Source organism: Phyllobacterium sp. CCNWLW109, from assembly GCF_037203905.1.
Taxonomy (GTDB): domain Bacteria; phylum Pseudomonadota; class Alphaproteobacteria; order Rhizobiales; family Rhizobiaceae; genus Phyllobacterium; species Phyllobacterium ifriqiyense.
In genome coordinates this window covers 207312-229628 of the sequence record NZ_JBBCBK010000004.1, presented here as the reverse complement: position 1 = coordinate 229628, position 22317 = coordinate 207312, and the positions used below count along the sequence as shown (strand labels likewise).

22 protein-coding genes are annotated in these 22317 nt (G+C 52.6%); 11 read left to right on the top strand and 11 right to left on the bottom strand.

Annotation, left to right across the window (positions count from 1 at the left end):
• The first annotated feature begins 81 nt into the window (after nucleotides 1-81).
• The 5 genes from V9K92_RS16560 to V9K92_RS16540 are packed head-to-tail and all read left to right on the top strand — an operon-like array spanning nucleotide 82 to nucleotide 3523.
• Complete coding sequence (locus V9K92_RS16560; RefSeq protein WP_115052412.1) at nucleotides 82-720, top strand: 50S ribosomal protein L25/general stress protein Ctc; 639 nt, start codon at nucleotides 82-84, stop codon at nucleotides 718-720.
• Nucleotides 721-744: 24 nt separating this feature from the next.
• The gene (pth, locus tag V9K92_RS16555) at nucleotides 745-1464 is read left to right on the top strand and encodes an aminoacyl-tRNA hydrolase (RefSeq protein ID WP_307279560.1); all 720 of its coding nucleotides are present in this window, start codon (nucleotides 745-747) and stop codon (nucleotides 1462-1464) included.
• Between the two features lie 12 nt (nucleotides 1465-1476).
• Nucleotides 1477-2580 carry a redox-regulated ATPase YchF gene (ychF, locus tag V9K92_RS16550; protein WP_115052410.1) on the top strand — a complete coding sequence of 368 codons (1104 nt, stop codon included), beginning with the start codon at nucleotides 1477-1479 and terminating at the stop codon, nucleotides 2578-2580.
• Between the two features lie 8 nt (nucleotides 2581-2588).
• A complete protein-coding gene (locus V9K92_RS16545) occupies nucleotides 2589-3053 on the top strand; it encodes a MaoC family dehydratase (RefSeq protein WP_307279564.1) in 465 nt (154 codons plus the stop codon).
• Nucleotides 3050-3523 carry a MaoC family dehydratase gene (locus V9K92_RS16540; protein WP_162802459.1) on the top strand — a complete coding sequence of 158 codons (474 nt, stop codon included), beginning with the start codon at nucleotides 3050-3052 and terminating at the stop codon, nucleotides 3521-3523. Before V9K92_RS16545 ends, V9K92_RS16540 begins: the two co-directional genes overlap by 4 nt.
• Nucleotides 3524-3546: 23 nt before the next feature.
• Here V9K92_RS16540 and V9K92_RS16535 read toward each other — a convergent pair whose 3' ends face one another.
• The 6 genes from V9K92_RS16535 to V9K92_RS16510 all read right to left on the bottom strand — a co-directional run bounded on the left by V9K92_RS16535 (nucleotide 3547) and on the right by V9K92_RS16510 (nucleotide 11124).
• Nucleotides 3547-4092, bottom strand: coding sequence for an adenine phosphoribosyltransferase (locus tag V9K92_RS16535; RefSeq protein WP_115052408.1), 546 nt, complete (start codon nucleotides 4090-4092; stop codon nucleotides 3547-3549).
• Nucleotides 4093-4175: 83 nt separating this feature from the next.
• Nucleotides 4176-5045, bottom strand: coding sequence for a cytochrome c1 (locus V9K92_RS16530; RefSeq protein ID WP_115052407.1), 870 nt, complete (start codon nucleotides 5043-5045; stop codon nucleotides 4176-4178).
• A 20-nt stretch (nucleotides 5046-5065) separates the two neighbouring features.
• Complete coding sequence (locus tag V9K92_RS16525; protein ID WP_115052406.1) at nucleotides 5066-6364, bottom strand: cytochrome b; 1299 nt, start codon at nucleotides 6362-6364, stop codon at nucleotides 5066-5068.
• 21 nt (nucleotides 6365-6385) lie between these two features.
• Entirely contained in the window at nucleotides 6386-6949 is a 564-nt protein-coding gene (gene petA, locus V9K92_RS16520; protein ID WP_115052405.1) for a ubiquinol-cytochrome c reductase iron-sulfur subunit, read from the bottom strand.
• 345 nt (nucleotides 6950-7294) lie between these two features.
• Entirely contained in the window at nucleotides 7295-9145 is a 1851-nt protein-coding gene (locus tag V9K92_RS16515; RefSeq protein ID WP_337354463.1) for an ABC transporter ATP-binding protein, read from the bottom strand.
• Nucleotides 9146-9291: 146 nt separating this feature from the next.
• Nucleotides 9292-11124 (bottom strand): ABC transporter ATP-binding protein, encoded by a 1833-nt coding sequence (locus tag V9K92_RS16510; RefSeq protein WP_337354462.1) that lies wholly within the window; start codon nucleotides 11122-11124, stop codon nucleotides 9292-9294.
• 353 nt (nucleotides 11125-11477) lie between these two features.
• Between V9K92_RS16510 and V9K92_RS16505 the strand changes: the two genes are divergently transcribed.
• On the top strand, nucleotides 11478-11954 hold the full coding sequence (locus V9K92_RS16505) for a tRNA (cytidine(34)-2'-O)-methyltransferase (RefSeq protein ID WP_307286189.1): 477 nt from the start codon (nucleotides 11478-11480) through the stop codon (nucleotides 11952-11954).
• A gap of 21 nt (nucleotides 11955-11975) precedes the next feature.
• Here V9K92_RS16505 and V9K92_RS16500 read toward each other — a convergent pair whose 3' ends face one another.
• Together V9K92_RS16500 and V9K92_RS16495 are read right to left on the bottom strand one after the other, a co-directional pair.
• Complete coding sequence (locus tag V9K92_RS16500; RefSeq protein ID WP_115052402.1) at nucleotides 11976-13079, bottom strand: ABC transporter substrate-binding protein; 1104 nt, start codon at nucleotides 13077-13079, stop codon at nucleotides 11976-11978.
• Nucleotides 13080-13302: 223 nt separating this feature from the next.
• Nucleotides 13303-13575 (bottom strand): hypothetical protein, encoded by a 273-nt coding sequence (locus V9K92_RS16495; RefSeq protein ID WP_115052401.1) that lies wholly within the window; start codon nucleotides 13573-13575, stop codon nucleotides 13303-13305.
• Nucleotides 13576-13730: 155 nt separating this feature from the next.
• Between V9K92_RS16495 and hemF the strand changes: the two genes are divergently transcribed.
• Both hemF and V9K92_RS16485 read left to right on the top strand, forming a co-directional pair.
• Nucleotides 13731-14642: an oxygen-dependent coproporphyrinogen oxidase gene (gene hemF / locus V9K92_RS16490; RefSeq protein ID WP_337354461.1), complete on the top strand. Its 912-nt coding sequence runs from the start codon at nucleotides 13731-13733 to the stop codon at nucleotides 14640-14642.
• Nucleotides 14643-14738: 96 nt separating this feature from the next.
• Nucleotides 14739-14921 (top strand): DUF1059 domain-containing protein, encoded by a 183-nt coding sequence (locus tag V9K92_RS16485; protein ID WP_115052399.1) that lies wholly within the window; start codon nucleotides 14739-14741, stop codon nucleotides 14919-14921.
• Between the two features lie 9 nt (nucleotides 14922-14930).
• Here the strand turns inward: V9K92_RS16485 and V9K92_RS16480 are convergent, their stop codons facing one another.
• The 3 genes from V9K92_RS16480 to V9K92_RS16470 are packed head-to-tail and all read right to left on the bottom strand — an operon-like array spanning nucleotide 14931 to nucleotide 17445.
• Complete coding sequence (locus tag V9K92_RS16480) at nucleotides 14931-16202, bottom strand: CCA tRNA nucleotidyltransferase (protein WP_336439702.1); 1272 nt, start codon at nucleotides 16200-16202, stop codon at nucleotides 14931-14933.
• Nucleotides 16199-16840: a CoA pyrophosphatase gene (locus tag V9K92_RS16475; protein WP_336439701.1), complete on the bottom strand. Its 642-nt coding sequence runs from the start codon at nucleotides 16838-16840 to the stop codon at nucleotides 16199-16201. Before V9K92_RS16475 ends, V9K92_RS16480 begins: the two co-directional genes overlap by 4 nt.
• Nucleotides 16837-17445, bottom strand: coding sequence for a DUF1285 domain-containing protein (locus V9K92_RS16470; RefSeq protein WP_336439700.1), 609 nt, complete (start codon nucleotides 17443-17445; stop codon nucleotides 16837-16839). Before V9K92_RS16470 ends, V9K92_RS16475 begins: the two co-directional genes overlap by 4 nt.
• Before the next feature lie 123 nt (nucleotides 17446-17568).
• On the opposite strand from V9K92_RS16470, the gene V9K92_RS16465 reads away from it, so the two are divergent.
• From V9K92_RS16465 to V9K92_RS16455, 3 genes are read left to right on the top strand one after another with little or no spacing between them, the layout of a single operon-like run.
• Entirely contained in the window at nucleotides 17569-18576 is a 1008-nt protein-coding gene (locus V9K92_RS16465; RefSeq protein WP_336439699.1) for an AAA family ATPase, read from the top strand.
• The gene (locus V9K92_RS16460) at nucleotides 18576-19490 is read left to right on the top strand and encodes a DUF58 domain-containing protein (protein ID WP_337354460.1); all 915 of its coding nucleotides are present in this window, start codon (nucleotides 18576-18578) and stop codon (nucleotides 19488-19490) included. Before V9K92_RS16465 ends, V9K92_RS16460 begins: the two co-directional genes overlap by 1 nt.
• Entirely contained in the window at nucleotides 19487-22315 is a 2829-nt protein-coding gene (locus V9K92_RS16455; RefSeq protein WP_337354459.1) for a DUF4159 domain-containing protein, read from the top strand. The genes V9K92_RS16460 and V9K92_RS16455 overlap by 4 nt, the downstream gene beginning before the upstream one ends.
• Nucleotides 22316-22317: the final 2 nt, after the last annotated feature.

The following is a 22317-nucleotide window of genomic DNA, read 5'->3' as shown; positions in this document are numbered from 1 at the left end:
TGGGCCGCTTCATGTTTTTTGGATTGTCATTCATTTGACCTTGCAGGAACACTCCAGATTTAAACCTCGAAAGGAAATGCCATGAGCGAAGCATACGAGCTCAAGGCCGAGGCGCGCGAACGGGTTGGTAAGGGGTCCGCCCGAGAAATTCGCCGCAACGGTAAAGTGCCAGCAGTCATCTATGGTGACAAAAAGGCGCCAATCTCGATTACCCTCGACTACAAGACGCTGTACTACAAGATCCATGGCGGCGGTTTCAAAACCACCATTGCCAACATCATTCTTGACGGCAAGTCGATCCAGGTCCTGCCAAAGGACTACCAGCTTGATCCGGTCAGCGACAAACCAGTTCACGTTGACTTCCTGCGTGTATCGGCCAAATCGGTCGTAAACGTACATGTGCCGATTCACTTTCTTAATGACGAGCTTTCGCCTGGCATTAAGCGCGGCGGCGTTCTCAACATCGTTCGTCACGACGTTGAGCTTCATGCGCCAGCCAATGCCATTCCGGAAGCAATCGAAATTGATTTGACCGGCAAGGTTATCGGCGATTCGATTCACATTTCTGATGTTACCCTGCCAAAGGGTGTGACACCGGTTATTCAGGATCGTGACTTCACCATTGCTACCATTGCTGCTCCTGCCGTTCTCGCTGCTGAAGACGAGACAACGGAAGCCGCAGTTGAAAGCACTGAAGCAGAAGAAAAAGAAGGCGAATAATCGCCTTTACAGGGAGCTGGTCGCGTGCTGCTCATTGCAGGTCTTGGCAATCCCGGCTCTCAATATGCCTATAACAGGCATAATATTGGTTTTATGGCGGCGGATGAAATACACCGCCGCCATAATTTTTCGCCTTGGGCGAAAAAGTTTCAGGCACTCATCGCCGACGGCATGATCGACGGCGAAAAGATAATTCTGATCAAACCGCAAACCTTCATGAATCTTTCCGGTCAGTCGATTGGTGAAGCCATGCGCTTCTACAAACTTGGCCTTGGCGATCTTACCGTTATTTATGACGAACTTGATCTCGCCGCCGGGAAAGTTCGTGTGAAGGTTGGGGGCGGTTCTGGCGGACACAATGGAATAAAGTCCATTGATGCACATATTGGCAAAGATTATCGCCGCGTTCGTATTGGTATAGATCATCCGGGTGTCAAGGAACTGGTCACACATCACGTGCTTGGCAATTTTGTGAAGTCGGACTCCGAGTGGCTGGAGCCAGTGCTCGATGCGATTGCTGTCAATGCAGACTATATCGTCAAAAAAGACGATGCTGGCTTTATGAATCGCGTTGCTCTGGCCACCGGCGGAAAGCCTGAGAAAACACAAGTTGAAAAGTCTGTTGCAAAACCGGCCAGTCAAAGCCATATCCGGCAGGCTCGGGTTCAAAAACCGACAGTTAACATTCCAAAATCCGGCCCTATGGCCGACATGCTGAACAAGCTCTTCGGCAAGAAAGAATAAGGATCGCACATTATGGGTTTCAAATGCGGCATCGTTGGCCTGCCAAATGTTGGCAAATCCACGCTTTTCAACGCGCTGACAAAGACCGCCGCTGCCCAGGCTGCGAATTATCCCTTCTGCACCATCGAACCCAACACGGGTGAAGTTGCTGTGCCGGACCCGCGCCTGCAAGCAATCGCCAAGATTGGCAAGTCAGCGAATATAGTACCAACTCGTATCAGCTTTGTAGATATTGCAGGCCTCGTGCGTGGTGCTTCCAAGGGTGAAGGACTTGGCAATCAATTCCTCGCCAATATCCGCGAAGTCGATGCGGTCGTGCACGTGCTGCGTTGTTTCGAAGATGACGATATTACGCATGTTGAAGGCCGCATTGATCCCGTTTCCGATGCGGAAACCGTCGAAACAGAACTGATGCTCTCGGATCTCGAAAGCCTTGAGCGCCGCATCGTCCAATTCAGGAAGCGCGCGAGCAGCAAAGATAAGGAAGCAATGACATTGCTTCCCGTGATGGAAGAGGCGCTCGCATTGCTTCAGGATGGCAAACCCGTCCGTTTCATGTTGAATGGCATAGCCGCCGAAGACCTTGAAATATTGCAGGGCCTAAATCTCCTCACGTCAAAGCCAGTGCTTTATGTTTGTAACGTAGCCGAGGAAGACGCCGCTACTGGCAATGAACACACCGAAGCGGTCGAAGAGATGGCCACTGCGCAGGGTGCTGAAACCGTCGTCATATCCGCAGCCATTGAAGCAGAAGTCGCTCAACTTCCCGAGGAAGAGGCCAAGGAATATCTGGACGCTATGAACCTTGATGAGCCTGGCTTGGACCGCCTTATCCGGGCCGGCTACAAGCTTTTGCATCTCATTACCTATTTCACAGTTGGTCCAAAGGAAGCGCGTGCCTGGACCGTTGAACGCGGTTCTAAAGCGCCTCAAGCGGCTGGCGTCATCCACACGGATTTCGAGCGGGGCTTCATTCGCGCGCAGACGATCGCCTATAATGACTATGTGACGCTTGGTGGCGAAGTCGCAGCCAAGGAAGCCGGTAAAGCCCGTGACGAAGGTAAGGAATATATCGTGCAGGACGGCGACATCATGCTGTTCCGCTTCAACACATAGAGGCAATGATGAGTGAACCCCGCTACGCATTTGAAGATTTTGCTGTTGGCAGCGAATGGCCGCTGGGTTCAAAGATAGTCGACGCTGGCGAGATCATCGATTTTGCCAGCCAGTTCGATCCTCAACCATTCCATTTGGACGAAGCAGCAGGCAAAGCAAGCATCTTAGGCGGCCTTGCAGCGTCGGGTTGGCATACAGTCTCAATGTTCATGCGTATGATGTGTGACGCCTATCTCCTCGACTCGACCTCGCAAGGAGCACCAGGAATAGACTATGCGAGATGGCGTGCACCAGTACTTGCCGGTGACACGCTGACCGGCAAGACAACCGTCATCGAAAGCCGGGTATCCAAGTCCAAGCCTTCACTTGGCTTTGTGGTTTTACACCATGAAGTTTTCAATCAGGATGGCGTGCTCGTGTGTGAACTGCAAAACACCGGCATGTTTTCCTTGCGGGAGCCATTGGCATCATGAGCAACGACATTGAAGCCCACATCGGTGTCGAAATGGACCTGGGCAGCCATACATTCGGTGCGGAAGAAATTATTACCTTTGCCAAAAAATACGATCCGCAGCGATTTCACGTTGATCCCGAAGCTGCCAAGCATAGCAATTTCGGCGCGCTTTGTGCATCAGGTTGGCACACGACAGCCATCTGGATGCGGCTTAACGTGGAGAGCATGAAAGCCCTTATTAAAGAGGCTATGAAGCGCGGCGAACAACCGCCAACATTCGGCCCCTCGCCCGGATTTGAGAACCTGAAATGGTTGAAGCCGGTCTATGCCGGAGACACAATCCGTTTTACCCGAACCGTGAACAGCGTGCGTACACTTCAATCACGTCCCGGCTGGTCGATGATGCAGATGTCCTCAGCGGCCTATAATCAGAATGGCATCCGCGTGATGGAATTCGACAGCGCCGCTCTTATTGCCCTGCCTGACTAAGTCGCCACCAACATAAGACTTTGTTAGTGGCCGTCAAAATCGATCAATGTGCGAACGTTTACGCCAAGCGCCTCTAGTTTCTTTCGACCGCCCAGCTCCGGCAGATCAATAACAAAACAGGCAGCGACGATATCGGCGCCCAGTTGTTGCAAGAGCTTTACTGCCGCTTCTGCGGTGCCGCCGGTTGCAATGAGATCATCGACAAGCAAAACTTTTTCGCCGGGGATAATGGCGTCCCTGTGCATTTCCATCTCGTCCAGCCCATATTCAAGGCTATAGGCAATGCGCACAGTATCATGGGGCAGCTTGCCCTTCTTGCGGATAGGTACGAAGCCAGCTGATAACTGATGCGCCATCGCCCCGCCTATGATGAAGCCCCGCGCTTCGATGCCTGCAATCTTGTCGACTTTGCCGCCGGCATAGGGATGGACCAATTCATCAACGGCGCGGCGGAAGGCTCGCGCATTGCCAAGGAGGGTTGTAATGTCACGAAACATGACACCCTGTTTTGGATAGTCCGGAATGTTCCGGATGGAATTGACCAAGGTCTGCTTCAGACTTGAATCCATCTCATGATTCCTTTGTTTCTTTGCCATGCCCACAAAAGAAAAGGGCGCATTGCGCCCCTTCCATGATCAATACTATCAACCGCTCAATGCGGAACGTCAGACCAAATCCGGCGCTTGGCCAGATAAACCAGACCCGCAAACAAGATCAGAAAGATCATGACGCGGAAGCCGGTCTTCTTGCGCTCTTCCAGATGCGGCTCAGCAGCCCACATGAGGAACGCTGCGATATCTTGTGAATATTGCGACAAGGTCGCTGGCGAACCATCATCATAAGTCACCTGTCCGTCTTGCAGAGGCTGTGCCATTGCAAGCGATTTGGCGGCAATGAAGTAGGGATTATAGTGTGTTCCCTCTGGAATCTGCATGCCTTCTGGCGGCGTCTGACCATAACCCGTCAAAAGCGCGTGGATATAATCCGGACCGCCTTCCTGATATTGAACCCACGGTGCGATATCATACAGGAATTGCGGGAAACCGCGTTCAACTGAACGAGCCTTTGCGATCAGTGAAAAATCGGGCGGAGCAGCGCCACCATTGGCGGCGGCGGCAGCTTGAACATTTGGAAATGGCGATGGAAAATGGTCGGCAGGAATGGCCTTGCGGTTAACAATCTCACCATCGGCATTCGGTGCATCCGGCACTTCATATTCGGCAGCGAAGGCTTTTACCTGAGCTTCGTTGTAACCCAACTCTTCCAAAGCGCGGAATGGAACCAAGCTCATGGAATGGCAGGCCGAGCAAACTTCCTTATATATTTTCAAGCCGCGCTGCAGTTGCTGCTTGTCATAATATCCAAAGGGGCCGGAAAAGGTCCACTTCATTTCTTCCGGATGCTTGATCGGGAAATGCGTTGGCTCCGCTGCGTGGTTAGCTTCTTCTGCCGCCTTCGCACCACTGAAAGCCAGCATTGTACCGAGACCGGCAGCGGCAAGACCGAGGAGGATTTTTTTCATGGTTGAGTCCTTCACGATTCTCAGGCCCTGGTTTCCGAAGCAGTGGTTGCACCAGCTAGCTGCTCACCACTCTTGGTTTTGGCAAGTACGGCTTCCGTAATTGAATTCGGCAAGCGGCGCGGCGTTTCAATCAACCCCAGCAAAGGCATGATGATGATGAAGAAGCCAAAATAGTATGCCGTTCCGATCTGTGAGAAGACCGTATAGAGGCCTTCAGCAGGACGTGAACCGAGCCAGCCGAGAATGATTGCGTCAATGACGAACAGCCAGAAGAATAGCTTGTACCAAGGACGGTAGACAGCAGAGCGGACTTTAGACGTATCCAGCCAAGGCACCAGGAACAGGATCGCAATGGAACCGAACATGGTCAACACACCGCCGAGCTTCGAGTCGATTGGTCCGATGTTGAAGGTGATGGCACGAAGCATCGCGTAGAACGGCAGGAAGTACCACTCAGGAACGATATGCGCAGGCGTCTTCAACGAGTCCGCTGGAATGTAATTATCCGGATGACCGAGATAATTAGGCATGTAGAATACGAAGTAAGCGAAGAGGATAAAGAAGATGCAAAGACCGAAAGCATCCTTGACCGTCGCATATGGCGTGAACGCGACTGTATCGGTCTTTGACTTGACTTCGATACCCGTGGGGTTCGTCTGACCGGTAACATGCAGCGCCCATACGTGGAGAACGACTACACCGGCAATCATGAACGGCAGAAGGTAATGCAGTGAGAAAAACCGGTTCAGTGTAGGGTTATCGACAGCAAAACCACCAAGCAGCAGCTCCTGAATAGGATTGCCGATAACCGGGAAAGCCGTGAAGAAGCCGGTGATAACCGTAGCACCCCAGAACGACATCTGCCCCCAGGGTAGAACATACCCCATGAAAGCTGTTGCCATCATCAAAAGCAGGATGATGACACCAAGTATCCACAATAGCTCGCGCGGAGCCTTGTAAGACCCGTAGTAAAGACCGCGAAATATATGAATGAACACCGCAAGAAAGAACATCGAAGCGCCGTTCGAATGCAGATAGCGCAGAAGCCAGCCAGAATTGACATCGCGCATGATCTTTTCAACGGAGTTGAACGCAAGACCCGTGTCTGCGGCATAATGCATGGCCAGCACGATGCCTGTAATGATCTGCGAAACCAGCATCAATGCCAGAATTCCGCCAAAGGCATAAGCATAGTTGAGATTGCGCGGAACCGGGTAAGCTACAAAGCTATCATAAAGCAGACGCGGCAACGGCAGTCGCGCATCAAACCATTTTTCGATACCGGTATTAGGCGTATAGGATGAATGTCCACCGCTCATGTCGTGTCTCCCCGTAAAACCTTAGCCGATTTTGATGACGGTGTCGGAAATGAATGAAAGCGGCGGAACCGGCAGGTTCTCCGGCGCAGGGCCCTTACGGATACGTCCAGCCGTGTCGTAGTGCGAACCATGGCATGGGCAGAACCATCCACCAAAGTCGCCCTGCTGACCAAGTGGAATACAGCCGAGATGGGTGCAAACCCCCACCATCACCAGCCAGTTTTCCTTTTCCTTGACTGCAGTACGATCAGCATCTGTCGCCTGTGCGTCACTCGGCAGATTGGCGTTGCGCGCAATTGGATCCTTAAGCTCGCTGAGCTGTACAGCTTTGGCCTCTTCGACTTCCTTGGGCGTACGATTACGAATGAAGATCGGCTTGCCGCGCCATTTTACTGTCAGCGACATACCCGGCGTTAAGGCTGAAACATCAACTTCGATGGACGAGACTGCCAGCGTGGAGGCGTCCGGGCGCATCTGGTCGATAAAGGGCCAAGCAAAGGCGCCTACACCGACCGCACCGGCCATACCTGTCGCAATATAGAGGAAGTCACGCCGTGTCGGCTCGGTCGTATCGTGTGCGCTCACGGGGCCTGGTCCTTTCCGAATAACAACGCAGCTGGAGCCCCCGCTTTATCAACAATAGCAGACTGGCCCATATTAATGAGCCTCGCGGAATCCCCAACATATCGGGTGGTTTCTAAGCGTGTCGCAGGGGCTTGTCCAGCCTGACAAAGCCACAAGGGCAGGATGTCGCAGGGATAAGCTTGGTGGTCTTATTCTAACATTCGCATCTCATTTCGATCATGCTTGTTGCGAATGTTGGAATCGGCAAGACCACCGATAAGCATATGATTCCAGTAGAGTGATTTGATATTCGCACCGGAGTTTGCGGCTGGACCGGATGCAAATATCAAATTCATCCCGCAAGCGTTAATCATGAGCGATAAACCCGCCTGACTGCCGCGCCCAGAGACTGGCATAAATCCCATTCGCCGCGATGAGTTCTTCGTGCTTGCCTGTTTCCACAATGCGCCCCTCGTCCATCACGACCAAGCGATCCAATGCGGCAATGGTCGAGAGTCTATGGGCGATAGCGATGACCGTTTTTCCCTGCATCAATTGGTAAAGACTCTCCTGAATGGCCGCCTCAACCTCGGAATCAAGCGCGGAGGTGGCCTCGTCCAGTACCAAAATGGGAGCGTCCTTCAGCATGACACGCGCAATTGCGATGCGCTGCCGTTGCCCGCCGGAGAGCTTCACGCCACGCTCTCCAACATGTGCGTCCAGACCCTTTCGACCCTTCTGGTCACTTAAATCATTAATGAAAATATCGGCTTGTGCATTTTTAACTGCCTTTTGCAAAAGCTCTTCCGATGCGTCCGGCCTGCCATACAAAATATTGTCTCGCACGGAGCGATGCAGTAGCGATGTGTCTTGCGTGACCATACCGATATTGGCGCGCAGGGAATCCTGCGTAATGTTCGCTATGTCCTGCCCGTCAATGATAATTTTACCGCCTTCGAGATCATAAAAACGCAAAAGCAAATTAACGAGCGTGGACTTTCCCGCTCCCGAGCGCCCTACCAGCCCCACTTTCTCACCCGGTCGAATGGATAGTGACAAGTCATTAATGACCGATCTGGCGCTGTCATAGTGAAACCGGATATTTTCGAAGTTAATTGAACCTTGCGGCACCACCAATTCTTGTGCATCTTGTTTGTCGAGCACAGTCACAGGCTTTGCCAGTAGCTCTTTGGAATTTTGTATCGTGCCGTAGTTGCGCAAAAGGCCATTCAGATTAGCCATCATCCGGGTCAGCAACATGCTCAGGCGCAGCACCAGCCCCAGAGTAAAAGCCACTTCGCCCGATGAGATTTCCCCGGCCAGCCACAGGTCTATCGACACATAGGCAACTGTGCAGATCATAATTCCGCTGGTAGAGGCCAATGAAATGCGAATGCCGCTCAGGCCACGCGTCAGCGTGGTGATAGCCTGTAACCAACGATCCATGCCCTGACGGATATAGGCATCGTCGCGGCTTGCAGTACCAAACAGTTTCAATGTCTGGATATTGCTATAACCATCCACGAGTTGACCCATCGCAACTGAGCTGCTTTCCGCCGTTTCACGGGCCGCCCGGCGCACACGCGGCAGGAAATAACGCGCGGTCAAAGCAAAAACAGCAAGCCATGCGATCACCACAGATGCAAGGCGCCAATCCAGCCGCCCGATCAAAAAGAGCGTAGTGGCGCAGTAGACCACGCTGAACCAGACGGCTTGGAGCAGCGTCACCATGAAATCGCCAAGCGCCTGCCCGGTAGCCCAGACCTTCGTAACAATACGACCGGAAAAATCATTCTGGAAAAACGACAGGCTCTGACGGTAGACTATGCTGTGAGCTTGCCACCGCACGAGATTATTGAAGCCGGGAACAATTGCCTGCTCCTCAACCAGCGCCGCAAGTGAAAGTACCAGCGTACGACCAATCAACACCGCCAAAAGCATGAGAAGAAGCGCTATCCCATGTTTGTCGATTAATCCGTCCCATCCTTCAACGCGATCCGCCGAAGAGAGGATATCGATGATTTTGCCGACAAACCAGAAAAGCCCTGCTTCAAAAAAGGCGATAAGCCCGCCACAGACAAGCATCGCAAGAAACACATATTTCTGCTGCCGGACGTAGAACCACATAAATGCCAATGTGTGGTTTGGAACACGGTCCGCCGGAGCTTTGGCGTAGGGATCAACCCAGCTTTCGAAAAGGGCGAACAGACGCTTCATGCAAACCACATCAGTTTGGAATCCTTGCGGTTTGTTAAAACCAAACAGCCGTAACAAATGACGACCGGCGGAGTACTTTCCGTTGAGTCCCGGCGGTCGTCAAATTAAACTTGGTTCACTCTACTGTCTGCCAGAGCGAATTTGCTCTAATCATCCATTCCCAGGAAGCCTCCGGACTGGCGCGCCCACAGATCGGCATAAATACCGCCAGCTGCGATAAGCTCATCATGACTGCCGCTTTCTACAATCTGCCCTTTGTCCATGACAACGAGACGGTCGAGTGCTGCGATGGTAGAAAGCCTATGCGCGATGGCAATAACTGTCTTGCCCTGCATCAGGCGATAGAGATTGTCCTGAATTGCGGCTTCCACTTCTGAATCGAGAGCCGATGTCGCCTCGTCCATGATAAGGATAGGTGCGTCTTTGAGCATTACGCGGGCAATTGCAATGCGCTGACGCTGTCCGCCAGAAAGCTTGACGCCGCGCTCGCCCACATGAGCGTCGAAACCACGACGCCCCTTCGGATCGGAAGCCGCTTCAATAAACGAATCTGCCTGCGCGTTCCTGACCGCTTGCCTCATCAGTTCTTCCGAAGCATCTGGTCTTCCGTAAAGCACATTGTCTCTGATTGAGCGATGCAGCAATGATGTGTCCTGAGTGATCATCCCGATATGTTCGCGCAGCGAATCTTGTCGGACTTTCGAAATATCCTGCCCATCAATCGTGATTCTGCCGCTTTCAAGATCGTAGAATCGCAACAGGAGATTGACGAGCGTGGACTTGCCCGCGCCGGAACGTCCGACCAATCCGATTTTCTCACCTGGCTTGATATCAAGAGACAGCCGATCAATAACGCCGGCTCCCTTGCCATAGTGGAAACCGATTTTATCAAAGGTGATAGCGCCGGCTCGTACATCAAGGTTGGGAGCATCAGGCACATCCATGACCAATCGTGGGAGCGATATGGACGTAATACCGTCTTCCACCGTACCGATGTTTTCGAACAGTGCCGACATTTCCCACATGATCCACTGCGACATGCCGTTAAGGCGAAGCACGAGACCTATACCCACTGCCACAGCACCGACTGTGATCGCTGCCCCAAGCCAAAGCCAGATCGCTATGGCGCTTACGGAGAACAATAACAGGCAGTTCATCGCATACAGAGTCACATGAAAGCCGGTCACCATGCGCATCTGGCGATAAGCTGTCGACAGGAAATCCTGCATCCCTTCGCGGGCGTAGCTTTCCTCCCGTTTGGAATGGGAGAAAAGCTTGACCGTCGCAATATTGGTATAACTGTCGACAATCCGGCCCGTCATTGACGAACGGGAATCTGCTTGTGCTTTAGATGCAACCTGCAATTTTGGGATGAAATACCACATCAGGCCTATATAGGCCATCAACCAGAGTAGAAACGGCACCATCAGTCGCAAGTCGGCCGCAGCAGCGATAATGAGGGTCCCGGTGAAGTAGACGATTACATAATTAAGCACATCGAGCAGTTTCATCACCGCTTCACGGACCGCCAGAGAGGTCTGCATCAGCTTGGTCGAAATACGTCCAGCAAACTCATCCTGAAAAAAAGTCATTGATTGGCGAACCACATAGCGGTGCACCATCCACCGGATTCGCATTGGATAGTTGCTCAAAAGGGTCTGATGAATAACCAGCGAATCCAGAAGTACGATACCTGGCATTGCTATAAGCACAACACCCGCAAGCAATGCGAGTTTCCACCCCTCATCCGCGATGAATGTTTCCCGCGAATGATTCGACAACCAATCGACGATGTTGCCCAGAAATGCGTACATGGACACTTCGAGAACAGCGATCAGCGATGTGCACACCGCCATAACGGCAAGCCATGGCCAGACACCACGTGTGTAGTGCAGACAGAACGCAATTAGTGTTTTGGGCGGCTCACTCGGCTCAGCAGTGGGAAATGGCTCAAGCCTGTCTTCAAACCAGCGGAACATTGTCGGACCTCTTTTGGGATCGGCAAGAAATTATACCGGCATGAATTGCCGGAGCTGATTGGTCAGTAAATCGCCAACCATGAGAACGAATGCGGTTTGTGTCTTAAAAACTAGATCGTATAAATTGACCCCACGCCGCCTGCGAAACCGGCCACAGCTTCCATTGGTGAAACTATCCGGCTTGGAAGAAGTCGGAAAAATTCGGTCATCGACACCTCCAAATTTTGCTCAAGCGTTGCGGTGCAACCCCTATAGCGATTATGAACGTCAAAAGCGAGAGGCCAATCTGCGTAACGGCACTTCGTTCAGCCAATTGTTGCCCATGGAGCACGCCACACTTGACCGATAATAGTTTGAACCTGCGAGTAGCGCTCTATCAGCCTGACATTCCCGGTAATACCGGTACCATATTGCGGATGGCCGCTTGTTTTGGCATCGGCGTTGACGTGATCGAGCCTGCAGGCTTTGACATTTCCGACCGTTCACTCAAACGCGCGGGTATGGATTATCTGGAACAGGCGGCCCTGACCCGCCACTCGAACTGGCAGGCATTTCAAGAATGGCGGCTGGGTGAAAATCGCCGATTGCTTCTATTCTCGACCAAAGCGGCTACGCCCTACACAGAATTTTCATTTCAACCCGGTGACATTCTGCTGCTGGGGCGAGAATCATCGGGTGTCCCGGATGAGGTTCACCAAGCGGCACATTCGCGACTGATAATTCCCATGGTTGAAGGCGCTCGGTCGTTGAACCTCGCATTGTCCGCCGCAATTGCCACAAGTGAAGCGCTCCGGCAATTACAGTCCGGATTGAAAACCGCCGGTCACTAAGACCGGCGGTTTACTCAGAGATTAATCCAGCTGAACCGGCTTACCGCCTTCCCACTTGTAGAAAACAAAAGCTGGTGTTGTCAGATCGCCAGTTGCCGAGTAGGCAAGATCGCCAACAACTGTCGGCAGTGCTTCGCCCGACTTTATCTTGGCAGCAACTTCCGTTGGTTCTGACGAACCTGCCTTTTCAATGCCAGCAGCTATAACCTGCAAGGCAGCATAGGCGTTGAGCGTGAATGCTTCAGCCGGGATATTCTTGGCTGTAAGTGCTTCTACAATTTTTGCGGCGGCAGGATTCTTTGTTGGATCAGCACTATTCGTGAATAGTGTACCAGCAGCAGCCTCACCGCCAATGGCCCAATATTCAGTGTTTGAGAGGCCATCGGGGCCAATGAGCTGTGCTTTGATGCCCTGATCCGACAACTGGCGGGCAATCAGACCGCCTTCCGCGTGATAACCACCGAAGTAAATCACATCGGCTTTCTCAGACTTGATACGGGTAATGAGTGCGCTGTAGTCCTTCTCACCGGCATTGATGCCTTCGAAAACGACCTCGGTTACACCGCCTTTATTGAGAACAGCCTTCAGACCGTTGCCAATACCAGTGCCGTAAGGCGTCTTGTCATAGATAATGGCAATGCGCTTGTCTTTGAAGTTGTCGAGAATGTATTTGCCAGCGACATCGGCCTGCTGATCATCCCGTCCGCAGGTACGGAATACGGTCTCCAAACCACGGGTTGTCAGTTCCGGCGTCGTGGCAGTCGGTGTAACCATCACAATGCCGTTTTCGGCCAGCACATCGGATACGGGCATTGCCACGCCGGATGTTACCGGACCAACAACAAACTTGATGCCTTCACCCACCACCTGGTTGGCCACAGAAACGCCCTGCTTCGGCTCTCCTGCGTCATCAAACACCTTGGTGACAATCTTTTCACCCTTGATTCCGCCGGCCGCATTGATTGCCTCGGCTGCGCTCTCAACACCATTTTTGACCTGCAAACCGTAAGCGGCAACGGGGCCCGTGACCGGCGCGATGATACCCACAATGATGTCAGCGCGGGCAAATGATGTCATTGCCATCACGGCTGCCAGAGCCACTCCAGAGATTAATGATAAACGCATATTATCCTCCAATTATTGTGCGTCCCGGAAGATTCTCCGGTGCTGGAAAAAGTTCTACTGGCTTTAAAATAGACTGTCAGCACGATTCATTGGAATTAGCGAGAAATCGCCTAAAAACTCGAAATAATTTCAAAATACGGATGATTTTGGTCAAAACCCGATCAATTTATTGAAGAATCCATCAATTTTATTGTTGTTTGGTGCCAAAATGCCAAAATGTGACTTAGTCAGCATTCGGCAGTCGCCGCATGGTAAACTCAATTATATCTCCCGGACGCTCATACCAGCTTTCGATCTCGGTCCAATATGCAGCCTTTGGATATTGAGCGAACCACTCCTTCGCTTTTTCGCGCGCTGCCAGTCGCGGAAGCTTAAAACTCTCGCGAACGAACGCACCGCGCTGCAACCCAACATCTTCACGGCTTTGCCTCAATCTCTTGCGCAGCCCGTCGAGAGGCGGTTTCGGAAACTGCGATTTGGGTGCTCTGGAAACCATACTCGTATCCTCACTGAGCCCTACACCTGATAGATTAAGTGGAGGGCCGCCGAAAAACGAGTCATTTTTTGTGCATTTGCGAATTGGGTAAACGGCTTTGTCTTTTGGCTGTAATCTGTTGTGCTATTGTTCGGGCAAACAAGGATTCTCATCTCATGGACCGTCCCGACATACCCGCCATCCTTCCCGAAAAGCTCGAAGAGAAGAAAACTGCAGCAACGGCCTGGTTTACCGAACTACGCGACAAGATTTGCGCGAGTTTTGAGCTGTTGGAAGACGAGTTACAGGGCCCCCTGTCCGATCGTGCGCCTGGCCGCTTTAAACAAACGCCCTGGAAGCGTGAAGGCGATGGCGGCGGCGGAATCATGTCGGTCATGCATGGCCGTGTTTTCGAAAAGGTCGGCGTTCATATTTCAACTGTTCATGGCGAATTCAGTCAAGAATTCCGCAAACAAATCCCGGGCGCTGACGAGGACCCACGTTTTTGGGCGTCGGGAATTTCATTGATTGCCCATCCGCAAAGTCCTCTCGTGCCTGCCGTGCACATGAACACGAGAATGGTAGTGACCACCCGCCAATGGTTCGGTGGAGGGGCGGATCTGACGCCTGTTCTGGAACGTAAGCGGCAATCAGATGATTCTGACACTGTGGCGTTTCACAAAGCGATGAAATTTGTTTGCGACAAGCATTCCGCAGTCGCCGACCATGAAAAATTCAAATCCTGGTGTGACGAGTATTTCTACCTGCCGCACCGTAACGAACCCCGTGGCACCGGTGGCATTTTCTATGACTGGTTGCATTCATCCGACGAGAACGGCGGATGGGACGCGGACTTCAATTTCACGCGCGATGTTGGCCGGGCATTCTCGGTTGTTTATCCCTATCTCGTAAGGCAAAACTTCAATCAGGATTGGACTGATGCTGATCGTCAGGAGCAACTTGTCCGGCGTGGTCGCTATGTCGAGTTCAATCTGCTTTATGATCGCGGAACAATCTTTGGATTGAAGACCGGAGGTAATGTCGACTCTATTCTTTCATCCATGCCCCCAACGGTGAAATGGCCATAATAGGAATTTTGGGGGATCAATTCGGGTTTTGATGCGTTATAGTCCTCACCGTTGTGAAAAGAGTGCTTGTGGGCACTCGCAATAGGGAGAGAAGCCATGAAAGAACTTCATTGTATTGTTCCCGGCTGCCAGTGGCACACACGTCACGACACGGATGCTGAAATCATACGTCGAACCACTGACCATCTGCGCGAAACCCATGGTGAGACAACCATTCGCGAGTCTATGCTGGAAACAATCAAAGCCAATATCCAGCCTGAAAAGGGCAAGGCGGCCTGACCATCTTGCTTACTCTGTAGCGGCAATCTCCGGTATGCGTGCTAAAAGTGCGTCGCGGTCCAGCGCGAAGCCGGAGTTGACCCATTCTTCTTCGAGCTGCCGTTGAATTTGACCAATTGCCGGTCCCTTGAGTCCGCTTGCAGCAACAATGTCCCCGCCGGAGAGCGGAAATTTAGGCCGATTATAGTCCGCAATATAATCGAGCTGTTTAGACAATAGCCCAGCGCGCATCATTGCGCCGTTATCTGCCATTGCTTGAGCACGTGCGCTGACGATTGCCAAGCGCAGCCTGTCTTCCATGCCTTGGACGTTGCTGCGATACAGTTTTTTGGCAAAACCGGTTTCAGATATTTCCGCAGCAGGCAGGCTCGTATCTGCCCAGTTTTCGAGCCGCTCACGCTCGCTATTTGACAGCTTAAGCCTTGCTGCCATCTCGGCTATACGGCCCGCATCTGGCGGAACAATGCTGGCTAGGCGCAATATAGGATCGACCTCCCACCGCAAATCCTGCTCGGTATCAACAAGGCCGTGGATCGTATCAATGCCCCATTTCTCACTTTCCGGTAGCACCGCCGTCAAAACACCGGCCTGCCGCATCCACAATAAAGCCCGCGAGGGATCCGGAGCCGCAAAAAGTTTCTTGAGTTCTGACCAGGTTCGCTCAGCCGACAATTGTGCGAGGCCATCCTTCAAACGCGCACAGGCTTTCAATCCTTCGCTTTCAGGACGACCTTTTCCATACCACGCAAAGAAACGGAAAAACCGTAATATACGGAGATAGTCCTCGCGGATACGTTGCTCAGGATCCCCGATAAAACGAAGCGTCTGGCTTTCTATATCTGCAATACCGCCCACCAAATCTGTAATTGTGCCGTCGGCGTCAGCATAAAGCGCGTTGATGCTGAAATCACGGCGCTGGGCATCTACGAGCCAGTCGCGACCAAACGCTACCTCGGCATGTCGCCCATTCGTACTCACGTCGGCGCGCAGACTTGTCACTTCATAGGGCTTGCCGTGACTTACAACCGTTATCGTTCCGTGATCAATGCCGGTTGGGATCGCTTTGAAGCCTGCACTCGTTGCTCGTTCAATCGTCATTTGCGGTAAACATGTCGTCGCAATGTCAATATCGGATACGGTTTGATTGAGCAGGGTGTTACGCACAGCGCCACCAACAATGCGCGCTTCTTCGCCACCGGAAGACAGCACAGCCAGCAATGATTGCAATGAAGGTTCATTCAGCCAATCTGCCTTACCGGCGATGGAAATCATCTTGCTCACGCATAGAGCCTTTCATAAAGCGTTCTAATAATACCTGCGGTCACGCCCCATATAAAGCGGTCTCCAAACGGCATTGTATAGTAATAGCGTTCCTTGCCCTGCAACATTCGGCTCTCACGGCGATGATTGGCAGGGTTCATCAAGAATGACAAAGGTACCTCGAAAACATCCGCCACTTCATCCGGGTTGGGAATGAGGTCAAAGGGCGGATAGACCAACCCGATTACAGGCGTGATCGAATAGCCTGTCGTGGTCAAATAACGGGGAAGACGACCTATCAACTCCACGTTGCGGCGTTCCAATCCAATTTCTTCTTGGGCCTCGCGCAACGCCGCCGTCTCTGCTTCATAATTGTCTTCCGGGTCGATTGCTCCTCCCGGAAACGCGACCTGTCCGGAGTGTTTTCGCATATTTGCATTTCGCAATGTCAGAATAACATTGGCCTCCGCACCGCGATCGACAATCGGCACAAGCACTGCCGCATCCCGCAACGGATTGGCAGCAATCAGCACATCAAGTTCGGGATTGAGAATATGGTCGCCATGGTCGACGTTCACATCCTGATTGCCCTTGAGACCCACGCGCTGTGCAAACGACTGCGCTGAAAACCCTTCAATAAAAGCCGTTTGTTCAGTCATAGGCTTTGTTTCTCAAGTTCATCGGCAGGCATGATGGGGAAGACTGCGCCGTTCGAACGAACTGCAAACATGGTCTTGCCGTCAATTTCGATCTCTTCGCCATAATTCACCAATTCGTACATTACAGGCCGCGCAAGCAGCGCCTCAAGGCGCCCCCGCACAAGCAAATAGGGTTTCAACCCACCATTATCCTCATCGATAACAAAGCGAAGCGGATTGTTCGGGCCAGCCTCCACTACATCGCCGACATTGGTGCGGAACGTCATGATTTGAGCGCCCGCTGCGCTCGCCACATTCAGTTCAACCGCGAGAAAATGTGCATCCTCAACGCGAATGCCAACCTTCTCTACAGGGGTAACGAGATAGGTTTTGCCATCTTCATCTTTGCGCAAAACTGTAGAAAACAACCGGACGAGCGGTTGCCTTCCAATAGGCGTCCCCAAATAGAACCACGTCCCATCGGCCTTTATCTCCATGTCAAGATCGCCGCAAAAATCCGGGTTCCATTTGTCAACGGGTGGCAGTCCCTTTTCTGAAACCGCCGCACGCGAGATCAAAGCTTCGAGCCCTGCAGCGTCTCCCGGTAGGTTCGTAGATTTTGCCATGGCCGGACCTTTTTTCTGTATACGTCACGAAATAGTCAACGTTGGACCGCTTGTCAGCATGTCATAGTGATTTAGATTCATTTAAGAAAGAGTCTGAGCAGATACCAGTTAAGAGGTGACCCCATGAGTGTGATTAAACCTGAGGTATCGGTCGACCCGAAAGAGATGGTCGCAGAGGCTGAAAAGGCGCTCGCAGATATCGCCAGCGTAAAAGCGGGTATTGGCAAAGTCATATTCGGGCAGGAAAGCGTCATCGAACGAACACTTGTTGCGCTTTTGGCCGGTGGACATGCTCTTCTTGTCGGGGTGCCGGGCCTCGCAAAAACAAAATTGGTCGAGACATTGGGCACTGTGCTTGGACTTGACGAGCGCCGCATTCAATTCACACCAGACCTCATGCCTTCTGATATTCTTGGTTCAGAAATCATGGAACAGGACGAGCACGGCAAGCGGACTTTCCGCTATGTTAAAGGTCCAGTTTTTGCGCAATTGCTCATGGCAGATGAAATCAATCGCGCATCACCACGAACGCAATCTGCGCTGCTGCAAGCGATGCAGGAATATCATGTAACGATTGCAGGCGAACGCTATAACTTGCCGCAACCTTTTCATGTGCTGGCAACGCAGAACCCATTGGAGCAGGAAGGCACCTATCCGCTTCCGGAAGCTCAGCTCGATCGGTTCCTCATGCAAATCGATATTCTTTATCCGGAACTTGAGGCTGAGAGGCAAATCCTTCTCGCGACAACCGGCACAACGGAAGCTGTTGCGGCCAAAATCATTGATGCCGAGCGCCTCCGCGCCATGCAAAACCTTATTCGGCGGATGCCGGTTCCCGAAGGCGTGGTCAATGCAATCCTCACTCTCGTTCGGGCCGCACGCCCGGGTGCGGATAATGAGATAGCAAAGAAATTCATCTCGTGGGGTCCCGGCCCTCGTGCGAGCCAGGCCTTGATGCTCTGTGCAAGAGCACGGGCCCTTTACGATGGTCGTCTTGCGCCGTCGGTTGATGATGTAAAGGCGCTGGCTGAGCCAGTACTACAGCATCGCATGGCGCTGACCTTTGCCGCCCGCGCCGATGGTATGAATGTCCGGGACGTCATTGGAAACCTGACAAAGGCCACGCTCTGATGGCAGCAATTGGCGCGCAGGTCCAAAAGACTGGCACGGGCGATGCGCTTGCGCGCGCCCGTCAGCGCGCCGCGCTTCTGCCTGATCTGCTGGTTGAAGCCCGCCGGATTCTCAATACCGTCAATACTGGATGGCATGGCCGTCGCAAGAGCGGGGTTGGTGAAAGCTTCTGGCAATTCCGGCCCTATACGGAAGGAGAAGCCATATCGCGCATCGACTGGCGCCGCTCAGCTCGTGATGACCGCACTTACATTCGTGATCAGGAATGGGAAGCAGCCCATACGGTTTGGTTGTGGGCAGACCCCTCACCTTCGATGCTGTTCAAATCCGAGCAGGCTCAAGCATCAAAAGAATCGCGTGCGCTTGTCATGATATTGGCTCTGGCGGAGCTGTTGTCACGCAGCGGCGAGCGGATCGGCTTTCCGGGTGTGACCGACCCGACTTCCGCACGAAACGGCGCTGAACGTTTGGCCACCTCTCTTGCGCATACGGGTAATCTCAGCGCCAAACCAGATCTCAGTCGTATCAAACGCTTTTCGGAAGTCGTGCTCGTCAGCGATTTTCTTGATCCTGTCGATGAAACAATCGCTACTCTGGAAAAGCTGGCTCATTCAGGTGCACGTGTTCATTTGATCGAAGTTTATGATCCTGCCGAAGAGGATTTTCCTTATCGGCGCAGAACCGAATTCGTCGATCCAGAAACGGGGTCCTCACTGACATTTGGCAGAGCGGAGGATTATGCCGACGGGTACCGCCGCCTGTTTTTTGCCCGACGCGCAGCATTAAGCGATTTTTGCAAGCGCATTGGCTGGAGCTATACCACCAACCGCACAGACAGGCTGGCATCCGAAGCACTCGTATCAGTCCATATGAATATGACTGCCAATGTGGGCTATCAAGGGGGGGCATCATGAATGCGCTTCCCCTGGCTTTCGGCGCGCCGTACCTTCTGGCTGGCCTCTTGGTTCTTCCTGTTATCTGGTGGCTGTTACGGGTGACGCCGCCGCGTCCGGTCCTGGAAATATTTCCACCGCTAAAGATACTCGCACAGCTAAAGCAAAAAGAAGAAACGCCCAACAAAAGCCCTTGGTGGATGACGCTTTTGCGTCTTTTGCTTGCCGCATTCATTATTCTGGCACTCTCCGAACCCGTATGGAACCCACGGCTTGAGACCATGTCAGGAAAGGAACCTGTTGCCATTGTGCTTGATAATGGCTGGTCTTCAAATGAGGAATGGACTGCCCGCAAGGAGACTGCTGAAAGACTGATTTCCGATACACAAAGCGATGGCGCACTGATCTATATCGTTGGGACGGCTGAAAAAGCGAATACCGATATCGGCCCCTTTGATGCCAATACTGCCTTGGAGCGGCTTCGTGCCTTGACTGTGCGGCCTATCCCTGTTGATCGCCCACAAGCTTTTGCCCGGCTTAAGGCAGTTTTAGCAGATACCAAAGGGACGCGGCTGGCATATCTTAATGATGGTGTGGATGAACCGCGAGCGGCAGAAGTAATCAAGTCACTTGAAGGCTCCGGCATTGCTTCCATGATCTGGTATCAACCATCGATAGCTTCCCTTGTTGCGATAAGGCAAGCGACGAATAATGCAAATGGGCTCACCGTCCGTATTGTCCGTTCAAGCATTGATACTAGCCGCAATGTGGTTACCGTTGGAGCATTTGACGAAAAGGGCCGGCGCATTGCCGACACGGGAATCGCATTCAACGCAGGTGAAACTGCTGCCGAAGGCGTAATAGCTGCGCCTTATGAGCTACGAAATGATTTTCATAGCTTGAGGATCGATGGCACTGCACAGGCTGGGGCTACTTATCTGATTGACGATAACAATAAGCGTCGCCGGGTTGCGTTACTTTCTGGATCTGAAGCAGACCTGTCGCAGCCCTTGTTATCACCGCTTTATTATATCTCTCGCGCGCTTGAGCCATTTGCCGATCTGCTCCGGCCGCGAAATTCCGAGCTGATCCGCGCTGTGCCGGAATTGCTGGAACAGAAGCCTTCTGTGATTATAATGGCTGATATTGGCAAGCTCCCGGCTGAAACTGAACAGACCTTGTCAGACTGGGTGAACAAGGGCGGCACGCTGATCCGCTTTGCCGGTCCGCGCCTTGCTGGTGGAAGCGAAGAAGACCCGCTGCTCCCAGTCAGGCTGCGCAAGGGCCAACGCTCCTTGGGCGGCGCATTATCGTGGAAAGAGGCTCAGCCTGTCGCATCTTTTCCGTCAAATGGTCCTTTCGCCGGTTTGCCTACACCACAAGACGTAACCGTGTCGCGGCAGGTGCTCGCCGATCCATCTTCCGACCTCTTTGAAAAAAGCTGGGCCAATCTTGCCGATGGAACGCCACTCGTTACCGGGGAAACACGAGGACGTGGGCAGCTTGTTCTTTTTCACGTTACTCCCGAAGCAACTTGGTCCAATCTTCCCATTAGCGGCAGCTTTGTAGATATGTTGCACAGGATTGTCTCTCTTTCGTCAAACGCCGGTACCATCGCACAGGATAGTGGCGCGAACAGCGCTCGAGCTTTGCCACCTTATTTGACGCTCAATGGCGATGGTGCGTTGATGCCTCCAAATCAGGACACCAAGCCGCTCATTACATCGGGTTCAAATCTGTCGGTGACATTTGAAAATCCGCCGGGCTTCTACGGTGTGGAAGACGCAATGACCGCGCTCAACCTTTTCAAACCTGACAGCGAGATCAATCCGCTCGCTCGTCCGGAACTTAACTTTCCCGTCACGACCGCACGCTATGCTGTCGATGAATCCATACCCTTGCGCGGACCACTTTTTGCTCTTGCCGCAGCTCTGTTGGCGCTTGATGCTCTGGCCATAATCTGGCTCGGGGGACATTTGCGCCGCCGACTTCGCACAACCGCTGCCGCGTCACTGGCAATCCTCTTGCTCCCCGCCCTTATTGTCTTTGCACCTTCGCCTGCGCAGGCTCAACAAAATGACAGTAAGCCAGGTGACCAAGCCATCCTTGATGCTATCAATGTAACGCACCTGGCCTACGTCATTACCGGGGATGGGCCGACCGACGACATCAGCAAGGCGGGCTTGCTTGGTCTTTCCAAGGCTCTGGCTGACAGTACGGCATTGGAACCTGGCGATCCCATCGGTGTTGATCCTGCCCGAGACGAGCTTGCTGTCTATCCATTGATTTACTGGCCTGTCGATGCCGACGCTAACATGCCTTCCTCTGAGGCAATCGCTAAAATCAATGCTTACATGCAGCAAGGCGGTACTGTCCTGTTTGATACGCGCGATCAGGACGCGGCTGCATTCAATCTCGATAACTCAACGACGCCGTCCACCCAGAGGCTGCGGGACATTCTCTCAGGCCTGAATATACCGCCACTGGAACCCGTGCCCGGTGATCATGTTTTGACCAAAACATTCTACATTTTGCAGGATTTTCCCGGACGTTACCGCGGTAGCCCTCTTTGGGTCCAGGCATCGCTTAATGAGGATCGGCGTTCCGACCGGCCTGTCCGCGCTGGTGACGGCGTATCGCCCATTATCATCACCGGTAATGATTTTGCCGGAGCTTGGGCAATTGATGCTAATGGCGCGCCTTTATTGCCAACGATTCCAAACGATCCTGTGCAGCGTGTGCATGCTTTTCGGACCGGCATTAACATTGTCATGTATATGCTGACCGGGAACTATAAATCCGACCAGGTACATGTGCCAGACCTCCTCCTGCGACTGGGGAATTAGGC